The organism is Rhodanobacter sp. T12-5, from assembly GCF_008329435.1.
In the GTDB taxonomy this organism is placed as follows: Bacteria; Pseudomonadota; Gammaproteobacteria; order Xanthomonadales; family Rhodanobacteraceae; genus Rhodanobacter.
Genome location: NZ_NPKN01000006.1, coordinates 242,721 through 259,185 on the forward strand (window position 1 = coordinate 242,721; position 16,465 = coordinate 259,185).

The 16,465-nt window shown below is 65.7% G+C and carries 17 protein-coding genes; 12 read left to right on the plus strand and 5 right to left on the minus strand.

Going from position 1 to position 16,465, the window contains the following annotated elements:
• Nucleotides 1-4: 4 nt before the first annotated feature.
• The 3 genes from CIW53_RS13465 to CIW53_RS13475 form a co-directional block, all read right to left on the minus strand.
• Nucleotides 5-2,152: a prolyl oligopeptidase family serine peptidase gene (locus CIW53_RS13465; RefSeq protein WP_172969669.1), complete on the minus strand. Its 2,148-nt coding sequence runs from the start codon at nucleotides 2,150-2,152 to the stop codon at nucleotides 5-7.
• 280 nt (nucleotides 2,153-2,432) lie between these two features.
• Complete coding sequence (locus tag CIW53_RS13470; protein ID WP_149365226.1) at nucleotides 2,433-3,473, minus strand: hypothetical protein; 1,041 nt, start codon at nucleotides 3,471-3,473, stop codon at nucleotides 2,433-2,435.
• Nucleotides 3,474-3,579: 106 nt separating this feature from the next.
• Entirely contained in the window at nucleotides 3,580-4,833 is a 1,254-nt protein-coding gene (locus tag CIW53_RS13475; protein WP_149365227.1) for a S8 family serine peptidase, read from the minus strand.
• A 121-nt stretch (nucleotides 4,834-4,954) separates the two neighbouring features.
• On the opposite strand from CIW53_RS13475, the gene CIW53_RS13480 reads away from it, so the two are divergent.
• The 6 genes from CIW53_RS13480 to CIW53_RS13505 all read left to right on the plus strand — a co-directional run bounded on the left by CIW53_RS13480 (nucleotide 4,955) and on the right by CIW53_RS13505 (nucleotide 8,788).
• Nucleotides 4,955-5,446 (plus strand): RNA polymerase sigma factor, encoded by a 492-nt coding sequence (locus CIW53_RS13480; protein WP_149365228.1) that lies wholly within the window; start codon nucleotides 4,955-4,957, stop codon nucleotides 5,444-5,446.
• On the plus strand, nucleotides 5,443-6,240 hold the full coding sequence (locus CIW53_RS13485; RefSeq protein ID WP_149365229.1) for a hypothetical protein: 798 nt from the start codon (nucleotides 5,443-5,445) through the stop codon (nucleotides 6,238-6,240). The genes CIW53_RS13480 and CIW53_RS13485 overlap by 4 nt, the downstream gene beginning before the upstream one ends.
• Nucleotides 6,241-6,319: 79 nt before the next feature.
• Nucleotides 6,320-6,505 carry a hypothetical protein gene (locus tag CIW53_RS13490; RefSeq protein ID WP_172969670.1) on the plus strand — a complete coding sequence of 62 codons (186 nt, stop codon included), beginning with the start codon at nucleotides 6,320-6,322 and terminating at the stop codon, nucleotides 6,503-6,505.
• Nucleotides 6,506-6,713: 208 nt separating this feature from the next.
• The gene (locus CIW53_RS13495; RefSeq protein WP_149365231.1) at nucleotides 6,714-7,070 is read left to right on the plus strand and encodes a DUF1428 domain-containing protein; all 357 of its coding nucleotides are present in this window, start codon (nucleotides 6,714-6,716) and stop codon (nucleotides 7,068-7,070) included.
• 68 nt (nucleotides 7,071-7,138) lie between these two features.
• Nucleotides 7,139-7,585 carry an SRPBCC family protein gene (locus tag CIW53_RS13500; RefSeq protein ID WP_149365232.1) on the plus strand — a complete coding sequence of 149 codons (447 nt, stop codon included), beginning with the start codon at nucleotides 7,139-7,141 and terminating at the stop codon, nucleotides 7,583-7,585.
• 348 nt (nucleotides 7,586-7,933) lie between these two features.
• The gene (locus CIW53_RS13505; RefSeq protein ID WP_149365233.1) at nucleotides 7,934-8,788 is read left to right on the plus strand and encodes a diguanylate cyclase; all 855 of its coding nucleotides are present in this window, start codon (nucleotides 7,934-7,936) and stop codon (nucleotides 8,786-8,788) included.
• A 17-nt stretch (nucleotides 8,789-8,805) separates the two neighbouring features.
• On the opposite strand, the gene CIW53_RS13510 is transcribed toward CIW53_RS13505, so the two are convergent.
• Complete coding sequence (locus CIW53_RS13510) at nucleotides 8,806-9,855, minus strand: NUDIX domain-containing protein (RefSeq protein ID WP_149365234.1); 1,050 nt, start codon at nucleotides 9,853-9,855, stop codon at nucleotides 8,806-8,808.
• 188 nt (nucleotides 9,856-10,043) lie between these two features.
• On the opposite strand from CIW53_RS13510, the gene CIW53_RS13515 reads away from it, so the two are divergent.
• From CIW53_RS13515 to CIW53_RS13535, 5 genes are all read left to right on the plus strand, one after another.
• A complete protein-coding gene (locus CIW53_RS13515) occupies nucleotides 10,044-10,721 on the plus strand; it encodes a c-type cytochrome (protein ID WP_242451910.1) in 678 nt (225 codons plus the stop codon).
• Nucleotides 10,718-11,728, plus strand: coding sequence for a c-type cytochrome (locus tag CIW53_RS13520; RefSeq protein ID WP_149365235.1), 1,011 nt, complete (start codon nucleotides 10,718-10,720; stop codon nucleotides 11,726-11,728). The genes CIW53_RS13515 and CIW53_RS13520 overlap by 4 nt, the downstream gene beginning before the upstream one ends.
• Nucleotides 11,725-12,771: a hypothetical protein gene (locus CIW53_RS13525; protein WP_149365236.1), complete on the plus strand. Its 1,047-nt coding sequence runs from the start codon at nucleotides 11,725-11,727 to the stop codon at nucleotides 12,769-12,771. Before CIW53_RS13520 ends, CIW53_RS13525 begins: the two co-directional genes overlap by 4 nt.
• A gap of 182 nt (nucleotides 12,772-12,953) precedes the next feature.
• Nucleotides 12,954-13,535, plus strand: a complete 582-nt coding sequence (locus CIW53_RS13530; RefSeq protein WP_172969671.1) for a DsrE family protein — start codon at nucleotides 12,954-12,956, stop codon at nucleotides 13,533-13,535.
• A 530-nt stretch (nucleotides 13,536-14,065) separates the two neighbouring features.
• Nucleotides 14,066-14,545, plus strand: a complete 480-nt coding sequence (locus tag CIW53_RS13535) for a VOC family protein (protein WP_149365238.1) — start codon at nucleotides 14,066-14,068, stop codon at nucleotides 14,543-14,545.
• A gap of 258 nt (nucleotides 14,546-14,803) precedes the next feature.
• On the opposite strand, the gene xth is transcribed toward CIW53_RS13535, so the two are convergent.
• A complete protein-coding gene (gene xth / locus CIW53_RS13540; protein WP_149365239.1) occupies nucleotides 14,804-15,631 on the minus strand; it encodes an exodeoxyribonuclease III in 828 nt (275 codons plus the stop codon).
• Nucleotides 15,632-16,026: 395 nt separating this feature from the next.
• On the opposite strand from xth, the gene CIW53_RS13545 reads away from it, so the two are divergent.
• Complete coding sequence (locus CIW53_RS13545) at nucleotides 16,027-16,266, plus strand: hypothetical protein (protein WP_149365240.1); 240 nt, start codon at nucleotides 16,027-16,029, stop codon at nucleotides 16,264-16,266.
• Nucleotides 16,267-16,465 lie beyond the last annotated feature (199 nt).

Sequence of the window (16,465 nt, forward strand, 5' to 3'; positions counted from 1 at the left end):
ATCGTCATGGCTGGCCGCCGAGCAGCTTCGATGCCAGGAAATCCACGGTCGCCTGGTCCGCCTGCAACCAGGAGCGATGGCGCAGGAAGCCGTGGATCTCGTCCGGCAGCACGAGCTGATCGAACGGAACGTTGTGCTTATGCAGCCGCTGCACCACGTCGACCATCTGCAGGAAATGCACGTTGCGGTCGTCGTCGCCCTGTATCAGCAGCACCGGCGAGGTCCAGTGCGCCATGTCTGCATCCGGCGAGGATTGCCAGGCCACCTTCAGCGCCTGCTCGCGATCGCCCTTCTCGTAGCGCGACGCCGCCTTGCCGAACCACGGGTCGATCAGGCGCGACCAGTCGTGGATGCCATGCATGTCGACACCCGCCTTGAACAGGTCCGAATCGCGCGCGAGCGCGAGCGCGGTCAGGTAACCGCCATACGAGCCGCCCCAGATGCCGAGGCGTTTCGGGTCGACGCCCGCCGTCTTCTGCAGGAAGTGCGCCCCGGCGACCACGTCCTGGTATTCCGCCGCACCGGTCGGTCCCCAGTGCGGCGGGTAGTAATGAAACGCGTGCCCGTAACCGATGCCGAGCCGGTAGTTGACCGACAGCACGACGAATCCGCGGCTCGCCAGATACTGGTTCACCGCGTAACTGTTCGAGTAGTAATCCATGTAATGCCAGCCGAGCAGCATCTGGCGCGGTGGCCCGCCGTGCACGAAGATGATCCCGGGTTTCGCGGCGCGACCGTCGTCGCGCTGGAACAACTGGCCGTGGATGAGCTGGCCGTCCGCCGCGGTGAACGTGACCGCCTTCGGCACCACCAGTTGCGCAGTCGGGAAATCCTTCGGCAACAGATCGGCCTGCAGCAGGCGCTGGCCGCGTCCGTCGGTGCCGACCAGCGCCACCATCGGCGGTCGCTTTGCGCCGGCATCGATGAACGCCACGCCCTGCCCGCCCGCCGCGACCGGCTGCCACTGCAGGTCTTCACCATGGGTCACGGCCACCGGTTCGGCGCGATCCACCGGCACGGTGAACAGATGGCGCCGATCCTGGTCGTTCGCGGTGCTGCCGGTGTTCGCGTCGTAGATCACGGAACGACGGTCGGGGCTGAGCGCGACATGCTCGACCATGAACTTGCCCGGTGTCAGCAGCAGCGGCGCGCCGCCATCGACGCCGATCGAATACAGGTGCGGCCAGCCATCGAGGTCGGCCAGGAAGATCAATCGTCCACCGGCGACCCAGTCCAGGTTCGCCTCGCCAGCCGTCTGCGGATAAGAGCCCTCCAGCGTATCCGGGCTCTGCCAAAGCGCGTGGCCCTGGCCACCGGCTGCGTCGGCGACCCAGATCGACCACGGTTGCGGCGTCTGTTCGAGGATCGGTTTCGGCGGGCCGCCGTCACCGGGCTGGCGCACGAACGCGATGCGCTTGCCGTCCGGCGACCAGCGCGGCATGTCGTCCAGGCCGGTCGACGGCGCGAGGTAGAGCAATGGCGTATGCGCGTCGGCATAGATACCGATGAAGCTGTGATCGCCGCGATCGGATACGAAGGCGAGCCGCCGGCCGTCGGGCGACCAGCGCAGCGAGCGATCCTTGCCGCGGTCGAAGAACAGGCGTGTGGGCTTGGCCTTGCCCTTGCCGGACAGCGACGCGGTCCAGACCTGATCCTTCTTGATGTAGGCCAGCCGACCCTGCACCGAGATCGCCGGCGCATCGCCTTCGGTGATTTCGACCGGCGTGCCTTCCGGCAACGCGACAGCCCACAGGTTCACCTTCGGCTGCTCCGGGCTCGCGGCCGGATCGGGCGCGAGGTCGCCTTCGGCCGGCCAGTTCGCGTCGTGGTCGCCGCCGCGCACGAACACCAGCGTGTCGCCCGACGGAGAGAACGTGAGCTGGGTGATTTCCTGGCCGTCGTCCTTGTCGAAGCGGGTGAGCTGGCGCGGCACGAACGCCGGCGCCGACGCGACCCACACATTGCGCGCGCCGCGCAGGTTGATCACCCAGGCGATGCGCTTGCCGTCCCGGGTAGCAACCAGTCCACTCGGATACGCATAGTCGAGCACCTGCGCGATGCTGAAATCGGCCGGCTGCGGCCAGGCCGCCGGCGCGAACGTGCCGCCGAGCACGAGAATTGCGACACAGGCAAGACAACGAAGACGATGCATGGTGATCCACTCCCGGAAGACACCTGGCCGCTGATACACGACCGCCAGCCACATCGGAAGTGCCGCAGGTCATTGCCGGCACGTGTGCAGCCGCGGATGTGCACGGATCGACAGCGGTCGATTTGCCGGAGTGCTGCTGGCGTCAGCCAGGTCGATACGTTGCCCGCGGCCGCGGTCGATCACTTTGGCCTGAAGGGCCACAGCCGAAGCTGTGCACGGGCGCGCTGGAAACGAAGGAGCCCCCGCAGGCGGGGGCTCCGGCTTTTTCCGTGTTGATCATTCAGTGCTGTTGCGCATTCGCACCGGCGTTGACGCCAGGCTGCACCGAAGTGGAGATGCCGTCGCGGGCCGAACCATGCGCACCCGCCCGGGCACCGGCCTGGCCATTGGCGTTGGCCGAGCCACGCGTGCCGGATGGCGAACCGGCCTTGGCATTCGCGTTGCCATGGGCTGCGCCCGAGCCCGACACGTCGACCGTCCTGTTTCCGGCACCGTGCATGGCGCTGGATGTCTGTGACAGCAGGCCCGGATGGGGAGCCGTTTCGGTACCCGATTGTCGGGTGCCCGACTGGTGACTTGTGGTGTTTGAGCCAGCCTGCGACACGCTGCCGGTGGCGTCCGTGCCGAGCGAGCCGACGGCATGAGCCGGCTGCGCACCCGTGGCGGTGATTTGCCGGACTGCACTCAGGCCGGCCGTGGCCGAACCTTCGGCGTTCGCCGACGCGCTGCCTGCCGCATCCTGCACGCGGCCAAGCTCTTCACCGCTTCCGCGTTTGGCCGCCGAAACGGCTGAACGCGCATGGCCGGCGGCCTGTCCCGCCGTACCCACCGCGGCATTGCGCGCACTGGGCGAGTCGATCCCGCCAGCTGCGGACGTGCCCATTCCGGCCACACCACCGAGCACAGCGGTCTGGTTGCCGTTGCGGGTGTCGGCACCCACCGCGCCGGTGAGACCGGCAGTGGCATCAGCGGCCGCCTGGCCATTCAGCTGGCGAGTGGTTCGTTCGGCAGTACCTGTTGCCGAAGTGGCGGCCGAAGTGGCGCGCTGATGCAGCCGCGCCGCACGCCGCGCGGCAGCCCGCTGGTTGATGTCGGGAGCATGGAGGCTGCCCATGCCACGTGCGGCACCGTCGAACCGGCCGCCCATCTGACCCATCGTTGAATTGAGCGAGCCGGCCAATCCGCCACCGCCAGTGATGCCACCGGGAAGCGCACCGCCACCCAGAACCTGGGCTTGCGCCGAAGCCATCACAGCCAGGGCAAAGGCACCGGCGAACAGGGTGATGCCGAGAGTCTTGTTGTTGAGCGTCGTGTTTCGCATGAGTGGACCTCCTGCCTGCGGCCAATCCGCGGCTTCCGGGGTCCTGTACGTTCGCGCCCCGGGGATCCTTCCATGCCGGCAGGCGGCGGTCGGGATTTATTCAGATTCAGGGCGACAGCAGGCCGTCGCCGTAGCGCGGATCGCGGCCCGGGCGACCGAGGTCGCGTGCTTCGCCGGCCAGTTGCTGCTGCACTTCGGCCGCGGCGCCTTTGCGGGGCGCGTCAAGCAACTCGCCGGCTTTTCGCGCCACGATCGGGGCCGCGAACGAGGTGCCACGCAGCGCGTCGCGACCGCTGCCAACTACTCCGGACGCGCAGAAGTCCACCTGATCGCCACTGCCGGATTCGGGCAACACGCGCTCGCGTGCATCGACGCCGCTGACCCCGATCACTTCCGGATAGGCTGCCGGGAACAGCGGCGGTGCCGCGGGCCCGTCGTTGCCGACCGCGCTGACCAGCACGTGGCCGCGCGCAATCATCACCTGCACCGCGCGTGCGAGCACCGGATTGTCGGGCCCTACCAGGCTGATGTTGATCACCGCCACGCGCTCGCGCGCCATCCACGCAAGTGCGTCCACAAGATTCGAGGTGGCACCGCCGACCGCGTCACCGCACCACAGGTCGGCGGCGTACAACGTGTCCGGATCGCCGTCGACGAGGCGTGCGGCGACCGCGGTGCCGTGCCGCGATACGGTGGCCGTCTTGCACCCGTGTTGCTCGATGTGCGCGCGTGCCAGCGCGGGATCGGCGGGATCGACACCGCCATCGATCAACCCAATACGTCGCGCCGGCGCAGCGGACGAGGGGGTCGCCGAGCTTGTTGCACGAGCCACATCGCCATGGCCCGCGGGAAGGTAAACGTGCTGGTAGGTGAACGTCGCGTCCGGCGCGGCCCGCTGCAAGGCGCGCATGGCTTTGACCGCGCTGCGGCGGCGGCTGTCATGCAGCACCACGAAGTCCAGCCCCAGCGTCGCATCCGCTGGCGTCGCGCCATCCACACGGAAATCCAGCGCCCGCACCGCATCGAGTTGTGCACCCGCCAGACCCATGGCGAGAAATTCGCCACGCAGGATCGGCGCACCGTGGGGATCGACGCCAACGCGCCTGGGTTCTTCGCGCAGCAGCGCGTCGATCTGCAATCTTCGCGTGGCAGCCAGCGGCCCACGCAGCAGATCGTCGACGCTGCGCAGGGGCCGTGCAGGAGCGCCAACAGGCAAGCCCACGCCGGGAACCTGCAAGTTGGGCAACCCCTGCAACGGGCCGAGCACCTGCGCCTGCGCAGGCGGAGGCGTCGAACCCACCACGGCAAACGCGATGGCCAACACCGGAACGAGCATGGCGGGTGGACGGCGCAGGGGCATGACCAACGGCCTCGGGAGCAACGGGTCCGGATGCTAGCATGGCCCCGCTTTACGCCCTCGAACCGCGCCGATGCGCCCGAGGGAAGGAATCCTCCCCTCCAGACGTAATGTAAGGTGATACGTGAATTCGAGCGACGCCGTGCGCGAAGGATTGATCCCATTGCTGCCACGCCTGCGTCGCCTCGCACGGGCGTTGGCGGGACAGGTCGCAGACGCCGACGACCTGGTGCAGATCGTGCTGGAACGCTCACTGGCTCGCGCCGCGCAGTGGCGGCCGGATGCCGCGCTGGACAAGTGGGTGTTCGCGATCGCGCGCAACGCCTGGCGCGACGAGTTGCGTGCGCGTGGCAGGACGCAGCATCTGTTCGCACCCGAGGAGTCCGGCGAGATGGCCGCCGACCGCGCCAGCGCACAGCCCGCGCAGCAGCTGGAACTGGCGATGGCGCTGGCGGCGTTGCCGCCGGACCATCGCGAAGTGGTGGCCCTGGTGCTGGTCGAGGGCATGTCCTACGGCGAGGCCGCCGAGCTGCTGGAGGTGCCGGTGGGCACCGTCACCAGCCGCCTGGCCCGCGCCCGCGCCACCTTGCAGGCCCATCTTGGGAAAGACGCATGAACCCGATCGACGACGAAACCTTGCAGGCTTATGTGGACGGCGAACTCGACAAGCCGGGTGCCGCACGGATCGACGCCGCGCTCGCGCACGACGCCGCGCTCGCCCGCCGCGTGCAGCAGGCGCGCGACTTGCGAGCGCAGTTACGCGCCGCGTTCGATCCGGTGCTCGATGAACCGGCGCCGGCGCGTCTGTCCGCCTTGTTGCAGCCGCGATCCGCGCAGACGGAGATACCGGCCGCGCCAAGCGTGCTGCCTGTGGGCGGGCGTGGCATCAGCACGACTCGACGTCGCGCGACCCGCCGCTGGTTTGTGCCGGGCGCCGCGCTGGCTGCATCGGTCGCGCTGCTCGCTGTGGCTTTGTGGTGGTGGCAGCCCGGCGACGACCTGGTGCGCATGCAGGGCGGACAGTCATTCGCCGCGGGCGCCTTGACTCACGCGCTCGATGAGACGCTGGCCAGCGAACCGGATGCGCATGCCCCGGTCGCCATCGGCCTGAGTTTCCGCAGCACCGACGGGCGCATCTGCCGCACCTTCGTCCTGCGCTCCCCGCCGGCGCGAGCCGGCCTTGCCTGCCACAGCGATGCGGGCTGGTCGCTGCCCGTGCTGAGCGCAGTGACTCCGCCGGAAGGTGGCGGCGAACTGCGCCGGGCGGCGAGTGACTTGCCACCCGAGGTGCAGGCCGCGGTCGACGCGCGTCTGCGCGGCAATGTCTTCGATGCACAGCAGGAACGCGCGGCGCGCGATGCCGGCTGGCGCCAGCTTCCTTCGCGTCGAGGAGCAGGAAAAACGCGGTAATGGGCCTCGATCATCGGCCACGAAACAAGCGCGACCCGGAGCGCACGTTGAACGATGAAGGTCGATGATGAGCGTGGTGATGGACGTGTCGGGCAGCGGCAAATCCAGCTTCAGGCAGGCGCTGGCCGAAGCGCTGGACTGGGACTTCCTCGAAGGTGACGACATGCTCCCACCGTCGAACGTCGAAAAAATGTGCGCGGACATCGCGCTCGACGGCCGCGATCGCCGGCCCGCGGCCCGATCCCGTCGCCGCCGCGATCAGTAGCGAAGGCAGTCGAGGCTGCCACAGTGTGGTGGCCCCGGCCCAAACGCGCTTCCGTGATCGGTCGCGCCAGGCTGACAAGGCGATGCGACTCGCGTCATGAGAAAGCGATATCGGCCCATGCGGATCACCTTGTCGATCCCCCACGCACTCGTTCGTCGCATACGAGAAGGCGCCCATACCGGCCGCCATCCCTGCCAGGGAGAAAGCCATGTCCTACATCGATGGTTTCGTGATCGCCGTACCCAACGCCAACCGCGAGCAGTTCATCGGGCACGCCAATACCTTTGACGCCATTTTTGTCGAGTTCGGCGCCACCAGGGTGGTGGAGTGCTGGAACGACGATGTGCCCGAGGGCAAGCTCACCGATTTCCGTCGCGCCGTGCAGGCGAAGCCGGACGAGTCGGTGGTGTTCTCCTGGGTGGAATGGCCCGACAAGGCCACCCGCGATGCCGGCATGGAGAAATTCATGAAGGATCCGCGCATGGAAGCCGCCGGCGACATGCCGTTCGACGGCAAGCGCATGATCTTCGGCGGCTTCGCGCCGGTGGTCAGCCTGCCGGCATAGTCACAACAGGCCGCCTCCTTTCACCCACCATGCAAGACAAGCATCGACCGACCGCAACGGAACCCGCCATGACCACCAACACACTCCGCCTCCACCGCGTGCTGCGCGCCCCACCCGACCGGGTCTACCGCGCCTTCCTCGATGCCGATGCCCTCGCCAAGTGGCTGCCGCCGAATGGCTTCACCTGCAAGGTGCATCAGCACGATCCACAGGTTGGCGGCAGCTACCGGATGTCGTTCACCAACTTCTCCACCGGCAATGGCCACAGCTTCGGCGGCATTTACCGGGAGCTCGTGCCGGGCGAACGCATCCGCTACAACGACCGTTTCGACGACCCCAACCTGCCCGGCGAGATGACCACCACCATCATCTTGCGCGCCGTGTCCTGCCGCACCGAACTGCAGATCGTGCAGGAAGGCCTGCCCGCGGTCATCCCGGTCGAGCAGTGCTACGTGGGCTGGCAGGAATCGCTGGTGCTGCTTGGCAAGCTGGTCGAGCCGGAAATCCCGGACTGACCCGGGGCAGGCGGCTGGCGCGGCTTGCCGCCAGCAGCCACTGGCCGTCGCGGCGGTCCGTGTAGCGAAAGTCGGCGGTGAATGCCTTGCCGCCGGTGCAGCCACGGGTGCTGGTGATGCCGACGATCAACGCCGCGTCGCCGTACAAGCGTACCTGTTGGTCGTGATTGCGAAATTCGTCATGGAACGAGCGTGAAATCCGTCGTCAGCCTGCCAGCACCCGTGTTTCGCGGTGTTGCTGTCCAGTCGTGGCATGGTCGTGAAGTCTCCTCCAAGCTGACGGCACAAGTTTTCAGGCGGTACCATACCGACTCTGCGCCTGCACGGGAGCGACGAATCGGTCATTGCATGATCCCCAGACTCCCTCCCCTTGCCGATGTGCTCTACCTGTTGCCTGATGCCGCCTGCGTTGTCGATGCCGACGGCCGCTTCCTGTACGTCAGCGCAAGCTTCGAACGCATCTTCGGCTACACCTCCGACGAGATACTTGGCCGACGAATATTCGAGCTGGTTCATCCCGACGACCGCGCGACGACCATGCAGCAGGCCGAACAGGTGATGGATGGCACGCTCCAGCGCCACTTCCGCAATCGTTACATCCACAAGGACGGTCGCACCGTGGACATCCAGTGGTCGGCCCGCTGGCTGCCCGATCATGGCGTGCGTATCGGGGTGGCGCATGAGGTGACCGAACTGCGCCGTGCCGAACGCGAACTCGAACACCGTGCGAGCCACGATCCGTTGACCGGATTGCCCAACCGCCACCATCTGCATTGCGAACTGCAATACGCCATCGCCCACGCGGCGCAGACCGGCGATGGCCTGGCCGTGCTCTACCTGGACCTAGACGGCTTCAAGGAGGTCAACGATCGTGGCGGACACGAGGCCGGCGACCGCCTGCTTCGTGAAGTCGCGCAGCGCCTGCAGCAAGGCCTTCGCAAGGGCGACCTGGTCGCCCGCGTCGGTGGCGACGAGTTCGTGGCGCTGCTGCCCGGTTGCGCAAATGCCGAGGCCGCCCGCGCCGTTGCCGACAGCCTCCGCGCCTGCCTCAGCCCGCCCTACACGCTGCCCGATGGTTCGTTCCGGCTGGATGCCAGTGTCGGCATCGCCTGTTTCCCTTCCGACGGAAGCGATCCGGACGCCCTGCTCGCGGAGGCCGATCGCGCGATGTACGCGGCCAAGCGCTTGGTCAAGCCGAGCTGACGCACGACTTCCATTATTCAATCCGATTCGCTTGCCACGACAGTGCGGAACAGGTCACCCGGACGCTTCCCACCGAAACGCGGCCGGTCTCCGGCACCCGGTGCCGCCATCGCCAACCACGCCAAAACGCTGGCCTTGGCGGTGGGCACCCAGTCGTCATCGTTCAAGAGTCGTTTTTCCAGTTCGTCGAATCCGACCCAAACCACATGCCCTTCCTTGTTGGCCTCTGCATGCCGGCAAGCCTCCTCATCGATGGTGCAGCCGAGAAACGCCATCTGGATGAAACCGGTCTGGAGTTCCTCCAGCGCCAGTACAGGGATCGAGTCCCTGACCACGATATTGACGCGCGTCTCTTCATGGACCTCGCGCACCACCGTATACCGCAGGGAACGCCCATCTCCGTCCCGGCCATCCAGTCCCGGCGGCCAGTAGCCGCCGCCGATCGTGTGCAGACACCCCGGGTAGGTCGCCGAGGTATCCGACCGTCGATGCAGCATGATCGTGCGGCGCTCGGCACAGACGATCAACGCGTTCGCGCTCAGCACCCGTGGGAGAGTCTCCCTGGATCCGGTCTCCCGCAGAACACACAACTGCGCGTAATCCATCGGCAGCAAGGTGAACTGCAGAGGATCGTCGCCCCACGCCACGTTGTTCGTCACCAACGCATGCGGATCGTTCGGCGAGGCCACGCCAAGAGCCGCACGCTTTCGCTCCACGGCATCGCGGATCTCCGGCGCTGGCGGCTGCCTCGGCTGAACGACCAGAACCGGTTCATGCGGATAAGGGCCATGCGTCACCGCTTGGTGCTCAAGATGCCTGTTGATCTGCTTGCATGCAAGATCGTTCCACGTGCTGATCTCGCCTCTCCTGAGCTTCTTCATCAGAGGCGGAAAACAGTACTCACACAATTTCTGGAGTACCCAGAATGCAAAGTCGAGCATGAAGATTCCTTTCGGGAAACAGCGCGGTGCCGTCGAAGAAAAATGCGTTGGAATCGGCACGGCGATCACGCCGTCCGCAGCAGCCACGACTCGCTCGAAGATCGGCGACTCGATGAGCTTGAACATGGCAGCCCCTTCCGCCCGAAACTATAGGACATCGATGTGATCCCGGTACCTCATCGAGACGACGGTTCGCGGATTGACAGTCTGTGCACACCCGGGTGCCTATTTTTTCTACGCCCGCATCAGGTTGCATTGGCACGGTTGGGCGCGCAACGGGAAACCGATTCACGCCCCACACTGGAGAAACGCTGATGCGCACGGCAGCACCCTTCGCCCGCTTGGCCGGCATGTTCGCCAGTGCATTGCTGCTGGGCTGGTCGCCGCTCGGCGCGGCCGTCGACGCATCCACGCTCGCCAACCTGGGCGACGCTCACGGCGTGGCGCCGTGCGCCTCGTGTCACGGCGCCGATGGCGCAGGTCAGGCAGCAGCGGGTTTTCCGCGGCTGGCGGGATTGAACGGCGCCTACCTGCGCAAGCAACTGGATGATTTCGCCAGCGGGGCGCGCGAGAACGCCGTGATGAAGCCGATCGCGACGGCACTCGATGCCGACGAACGCAAGGCCATTTCCGACTACTACGCCAAACTGCCGATTCCAGCCGTGCTGGCCAAGCCGGCGACCGAAAATTCGAAGGACGACAGTCCGGGCGCCTTGCTCGCCACGCGCGGACGCTGGTCGCAACAGGTGCCCGGCTGCGAACAGTGCCACGGTCCCGGCGGCGTCGGCGTGGGTGAACATTTTCCACCTCTGGCAGGCCAATCGGACGTCTATATCCGCAATCAGCTGAAGGCGTGGAAACAAGGCACGCGGCACAACGACCCGCTGGACTTGATGAAGCATCTGAGCGCCGCATTGAGTGACAACGACATCGACGAAGTGTCCGCGTGGTTTGCCGCGCAACCGTTGAGCGCCAGGGGAGCCACGCCATGAAGTTGCGACCGTTCGGTTCGGTGCCTGGGCCGCGCTTGCTCGCGCTCGGCGTGACTGCCGTACTCGGCGCGTGCTCGGGCAAGCCCGTCGGCGGACTTCCGGCCACCGCGGCCAGTGCGCCTCTGCCCCATCCGTCCAGCGTCAGCCACGCATCCAGCGCTGCCGCTGCATCGAGCGCCGACGACGCTGCGAATGCCGCTCGCAAAACGGCCTTCGTGCCGCCAGCGGAAAGCACCATTCCGGAAGGCCCCTACGGCGACATGGTGCGCCTGGGTCGCGCGATCTTCACGCACACGCGGGAGAACGCCGGCGCCTACGTCGGCAACGGCTTGAACTGCAGCAACTGTCACCTCGATGCCGGCCGTCTCGCGGATTCCGCTCCGCTGTGGGCCGCCTGGGGCATGTATCCGGCCTATCGCAAGAAGAACAAGCACGTGAACAGCTACGGCGAACGGTTGCAGGGTTGTTTCATGTACAGCATGAACGGCAAGGCGCCACCGCTGGACAGCAAGGAGTTGATCGCGCTGGAGACCTATTCGTACTGGATGGCCAAGGGCGCGCCGGCCGGCACGAAGCTGCCCGGCGCTGGCTATCCGGATTTGCCCAAGCCGGCGCAGGCACCGGATTTCGCACGCGGGAAGACGGTGTTCGAGAGCCATTGCGCGCTATGTCATGGCGCCGACGGGCAAGGCCAGAAGGTCGCCGGCGCGTACGTGTTTCCGCCGCTGTGGGGGCCGGATTCGTTCAACTGGGGCGCCGGCATGCACAGCGTGGATACCGCCGCCGGCTTCATCAAGGCGAACATGCCGTTCAGTCGCGGCGGCAGCCTGAGCGATCAGGATGCGTGGGATGTCGCGATGTACATGGACGGCCATGAACGCCCGCAGGATCCGCGCTTCACCGGCAACGTGGCGGCCACGCGCAAGGCGTTCCACGACAATCCGAATTCGCCATACGGCACCGAAGTGAACGGCCACCTTCTCGGCTCGCAGCCGATGAAGAAATGAGCGCGTCGTACGGAACATCCATCGCCTGCTTGCTGGTGCTCATGTCGACGATGGGCACCGTCACGAGCGCCCTCGCGGCCGACACGCCGATCGGTGAAACGACCTTCGGCGGCAAGATTTTCGTCAATGCCTCGCACCTCGGTCAGTACAAGAACGGCGAGCGCACCGACGTGAGCCGCAACGGCGTCGATCTCACGCGTTTCTACATCGATATCGACCACCGTTTCAGCCAGGTCTGGTCGGCACACCTGACCACCGACATCAACTGGCTGCGCGACCAGTCGCCCAGCGATTTGTGGGTCAAGCGCGCGTATCTGCAAGGCGCTTTCGACAAGGCGCTGACGCTGCGTCTGGGCGCGGCCGACATGCCGTGGGCCAGCCTCGTCAACCGCTGGTCAGGCTACCGCTACGTGGACAAGGAGCTGGTCACCCGCCTGAAGTACGGCGATGCGGCGGACTGGGGCGTGCACGTGCTCGGTGCGGTTGGCGCGCACGGGCAGTTCCAGTACGCCACGTCGGTGGTCAGCGGCTCCAGCTACAAGAAGCCGCGCACCGGCGACAGCCCGAACGTGGAGATGCTCGTGGCGTGGCAGCCGACCGCCGAAGCGGTGCTGGCGCTGGCCGGCTACGACGGCAAGCGCGCGCTTGATGGCGGCGACCATCTGACTTGGCACAGCGCGCGGCGCTGGGACGCACTGGCTGCGTGGGCGAGCAAACGCTGGCGCCTCGGCGCGCAATACTTCCGCGCCAGCAACTGGAATGAGGTGCGTTCGCCCAAGGGCAATCGTGCCAGCGGCTGGTCGATGTGGAGCAGCGTGCAGCTGACGCCGCGTTGGGCTGTGTTCGTGCGCCACGATCAGGCCGACACCAGCGAATTGCTCGATCCGACCCGGCACGACCGCTATGAAAATCTCGGCGTCGAATGGAACATCGCCAGGAAGCTGCGGATCGCCGCCGTGTACAAGCGCGAGCGACTGAAACACCTCGGCATGGGCCTGGCCACTTTCAACGGACTCGGCTTGTGGGCACAGATCGGATTCTGAGCGCATTTCGCGTCCAATGGCGCCGCGATCTGCACGCTGCTTCACACTCGATGTCTACACTGACCGCAGGCACGCCAGCGCCCTGCACGGCCGACCGTAACGCATGAAGACCAGGGACAAACCGGAGAATAACGATGCTCTACCAAAGTGAAACCGCGCCCTCGGGCCAAACGATTCGCCGCTTGCCACGCCGACTGATCCTGTGGGCAGGCGCTGGTGTGGTGCTGCTGATGGGATGCGTGTTCGCGCTGATGGCATACCGCTCCGGCCGCACCAATCCGAACCTGGTGTTCCCGCGCGTGCAGGCCGCCGGCGGCGTGCTGCCGGTGGATCGGAGTGCGACGATGCCGTCTGCGCAAGCGGTGCATCGCGTACTCGTGGATATCGACAACGATCAGGTGATGCACGGCAAGGTCAACGCGCGCCTGAATACGGCGGCCAAGATACTCAATCTGTATGCACTGGCCGGCGTGCCCTCGGACAAGGTGCACATGGTGGTGCTTTTCTACGGCACCGGCGTAAACCTGGTCCTGTCCGACGAGGAATACCGGCACAGGTTCGGTCACGCCAATCCGAACGCCAGGTTGCTTTCGCAATTGCGCAAGGCCCATGTGAAGATGGTGGCGTGCGACCAGGCAATGGGGCATCAGGGCATCACCGCCGACGAGGTGGATTCCGGCGTGACCCTGGCACTGTCGGCTCTGACCGCGCGCGAAGAATTGCAGGCTGCCGGTTACGGTACGGTGCCGACGGAAGCACCGTGATTCGTTCTTACAGAAAAGTCCATAACCTGACGCCTATTCCGAGCGCTTGTTTTTTACTGGCCGCGCTCTGTTACCGGGGGAATGTCGGCGGTTCGCCAGGGGATTGCACATCACAACGAAGTGCAAATCTCTACGCGCATCGCGCGCCATCTTCGTCCGTTTCGTGATCACGCCGCTCGACGCCGACACGATCCGCTTCGCGCAGCCCTTCTCGGACGACGGCGGCAAGACCTGGGAGATCAACTGGCTGGCGACCGATACCCGGATGAAGTAGCGAGCCGAAGCAGAAGTGCGGGTTCATTTGCCCCATTCGATCTGCGCCGGACTCCTCTTTTCCATGACGGCGCCCTGCCGGATAAAGTGTTGACGACGTTTGCAGCGGCCAAATGTCTGCCCTGAAGCCGGAACGCCGCAAGCGCCAAACCTGAGCCTGATCACTCCGCTCCCTTGTCTCGCGTGTCGATCCGGGCATCCGTCGTTCGTCGAAGCAATGAAGGGCATCCTCGCCGCCCTGAACCAGGAGAACCAAGATGGCCAGCAAGAACACGATTTGCCTTTGGTACGACGGCACCGCCCTGGATGCCGCAACGTTCTACGCCAAGACGTTCCCGGATAGCGCCGTGGGCGCGGTCCACCGCGCGCCGGGCGACTATCCCGCGGGCAAGCAGGGCGACGTGCTGATGGTTGAGTTCACGGTCATGGGCATCCCCTGTCTGGGCATGAACGGCGGCCCCGGCGTCCCGCACACCAATGCGTTCTCGTTCCAGGTGGCGACCGACGACCAGGCCGAAACCGACCGCCTGTGGAATGCGATCATCGACTACGGCGGCCAGGCCAGCGAGTGCGGCTGGTGCAAGGACAAGTGGGGCCTGTCGTGGCAGATCACCCCGCGCGCCCTGATGGCGGCGGTCACCGATCCGGATCCCGCCGCTGCCAGGCGCGCGTTCGAGGCGATGATGACGATGACGAAGATCGACATCGCCGCGATCGAGGCTGCGCGGCTTGGCTGAAAACCGCCCGCACCGGAGTTGAGCGACCGGCTCCACCGCACAACATCCGCCATGGAAAAATCCTCGAGTCGACAGGAACAAGTGCGTCAAGGAAGATTTACTTGCAGAAGTCTTCCCTGACATCAATTTCGAACGCTTTCGCTGTTTTTGAATTAAATGCACCCGACTCCTCATTCCATTGCGAATGGGCACCAGCCTGAGGTCGTTGACGAGGCTCGCCTGGCGACAGTGGTGCCGACCAAGAGCGGGTTGAACCGTTCAATTGCCTCCGCCCCCGAGGTTTCCTTTTTCAGACCTCTTTTCAACCTCGATCCACGTGGGCGCGTGGTCGCTGGCCTTGTCCTTCAGACGCACCCAGCGATCCACGCCGGCGGACTTGAGCCGCGCGGCCAACACCGGGTTCAACAGCAGGTGATCGATGCGCAGGCCGCGGTCGCGTTCTGCGTGGTGACGGAAGTAGTCCCAGAACGTGTAGACCTGCGCGTCGCCGAGCACGTCGCGCAGCGCGTCCGTCCAACCCTGCGCGAGCAGCGCCGCGTACGCTTCGCGAACCGCCGGCTGCATCAGCGCGTCCTTGCGGAAGGCCTTCGTGTCGTAGACATCCGCATCGGTCGGGATGACATTGAAATCGCCCAGCAGCACCGCCGGATGCGACAACCCGACCAGCGTCTGCGCGTGCCTGTGCAAACGCGCCATCCATCGGAGCTTGTAGTCGAATTTCGGGCCCGGTTGAGGATTGCCGTTCGGCAGATAGAGCCCGCCGACGACGATGCCGTGGATCGCCGCCTCGATGTAGCGACTCTGCTCGTCCTTCGCATCGCCTGGCAGGCCGCGCCGGCTCTCCAACGGCACGACGCCGCGGCCAAGCAGCGCCACGCCGTTCCACGACCGCTGCCCCTGCCATATCGCGCCGTAACCGGCATGCTCCAGCGCACCGACGGGAAACGCCTCATCGGTCGCCTTGAGCTCCTGCAACGCGACGACATCGGGCCGCGCTTCCTGCAACCACTCAAGCAGGTGCGGCAGGCGCGTGGCGATGCCGTTGACGTTGTAGGTTGCCAGCTTGAGCGTCTTTCTGGATGCCATGGCAGCCTCGCGTTGGAGCGCAAACCCAGCCTAGGCGCAAGGACCTCGTTGCGCGGTGAAAACCGCAGACACATTGAAGCCGGTTGCAACGTTGGCAGAGGCAGGGACGCTCCACTACCTGGGGGAACAGGTGTCCGGGACAACTCGCCCAATGCCGGACCACCCCGAAATTGTCCGACACCTTTTTACAAGCGCGCTTTGACCGCTCAATTGCGGCGTTTACTGGCGCGGCTTCGATCGGCTGACGAAACTCGGCTCGGAGACGTGGATCCAACGGACCCGGACAAGCGCCAAATGTTCCTGATGCCTGACCAGGATCAAGACGACAACCGCGCTGCTCGGCAAACATGTGATATCGCAGCACCACAACGGTATGCATGAAACGAGGCCATACGATGGAATTCCATATCGCACTCACCGAGGCGTGTCCCGGCTCCGACGTCGTCCAGGATGCCATGTTCGATGTCGATCCGAACACGGTGGTCGATCTCGACATGAGTGGCCTGGTGATGCGGATATCCTCCTACGTGGCCGTGGAGGACCTGGTCGAGGTACTGCGGCGAACCGGTTGGACAGTGGCACCGGAACAGGTGGTGCAGTTGCCGACCATATGCTGCGGCGGCTGCTCCGGATGAAGTGGAGCTTCTGCTTCCTGATCAGGCGCGGCAACGCACGGTTGTCGTCGGGCAACACCTCGGCCAGCGAGCGCCTCGAGGTAGACCAGACTTTCGGCTCGTTGGCGCGTGGCTGATGGTTGCCACCAGCAATCGACGCGGACGGCCGGCCGGGAGGCGATGCCGCAGGCTGATATCCGGATGACGATGAAGCATGGTG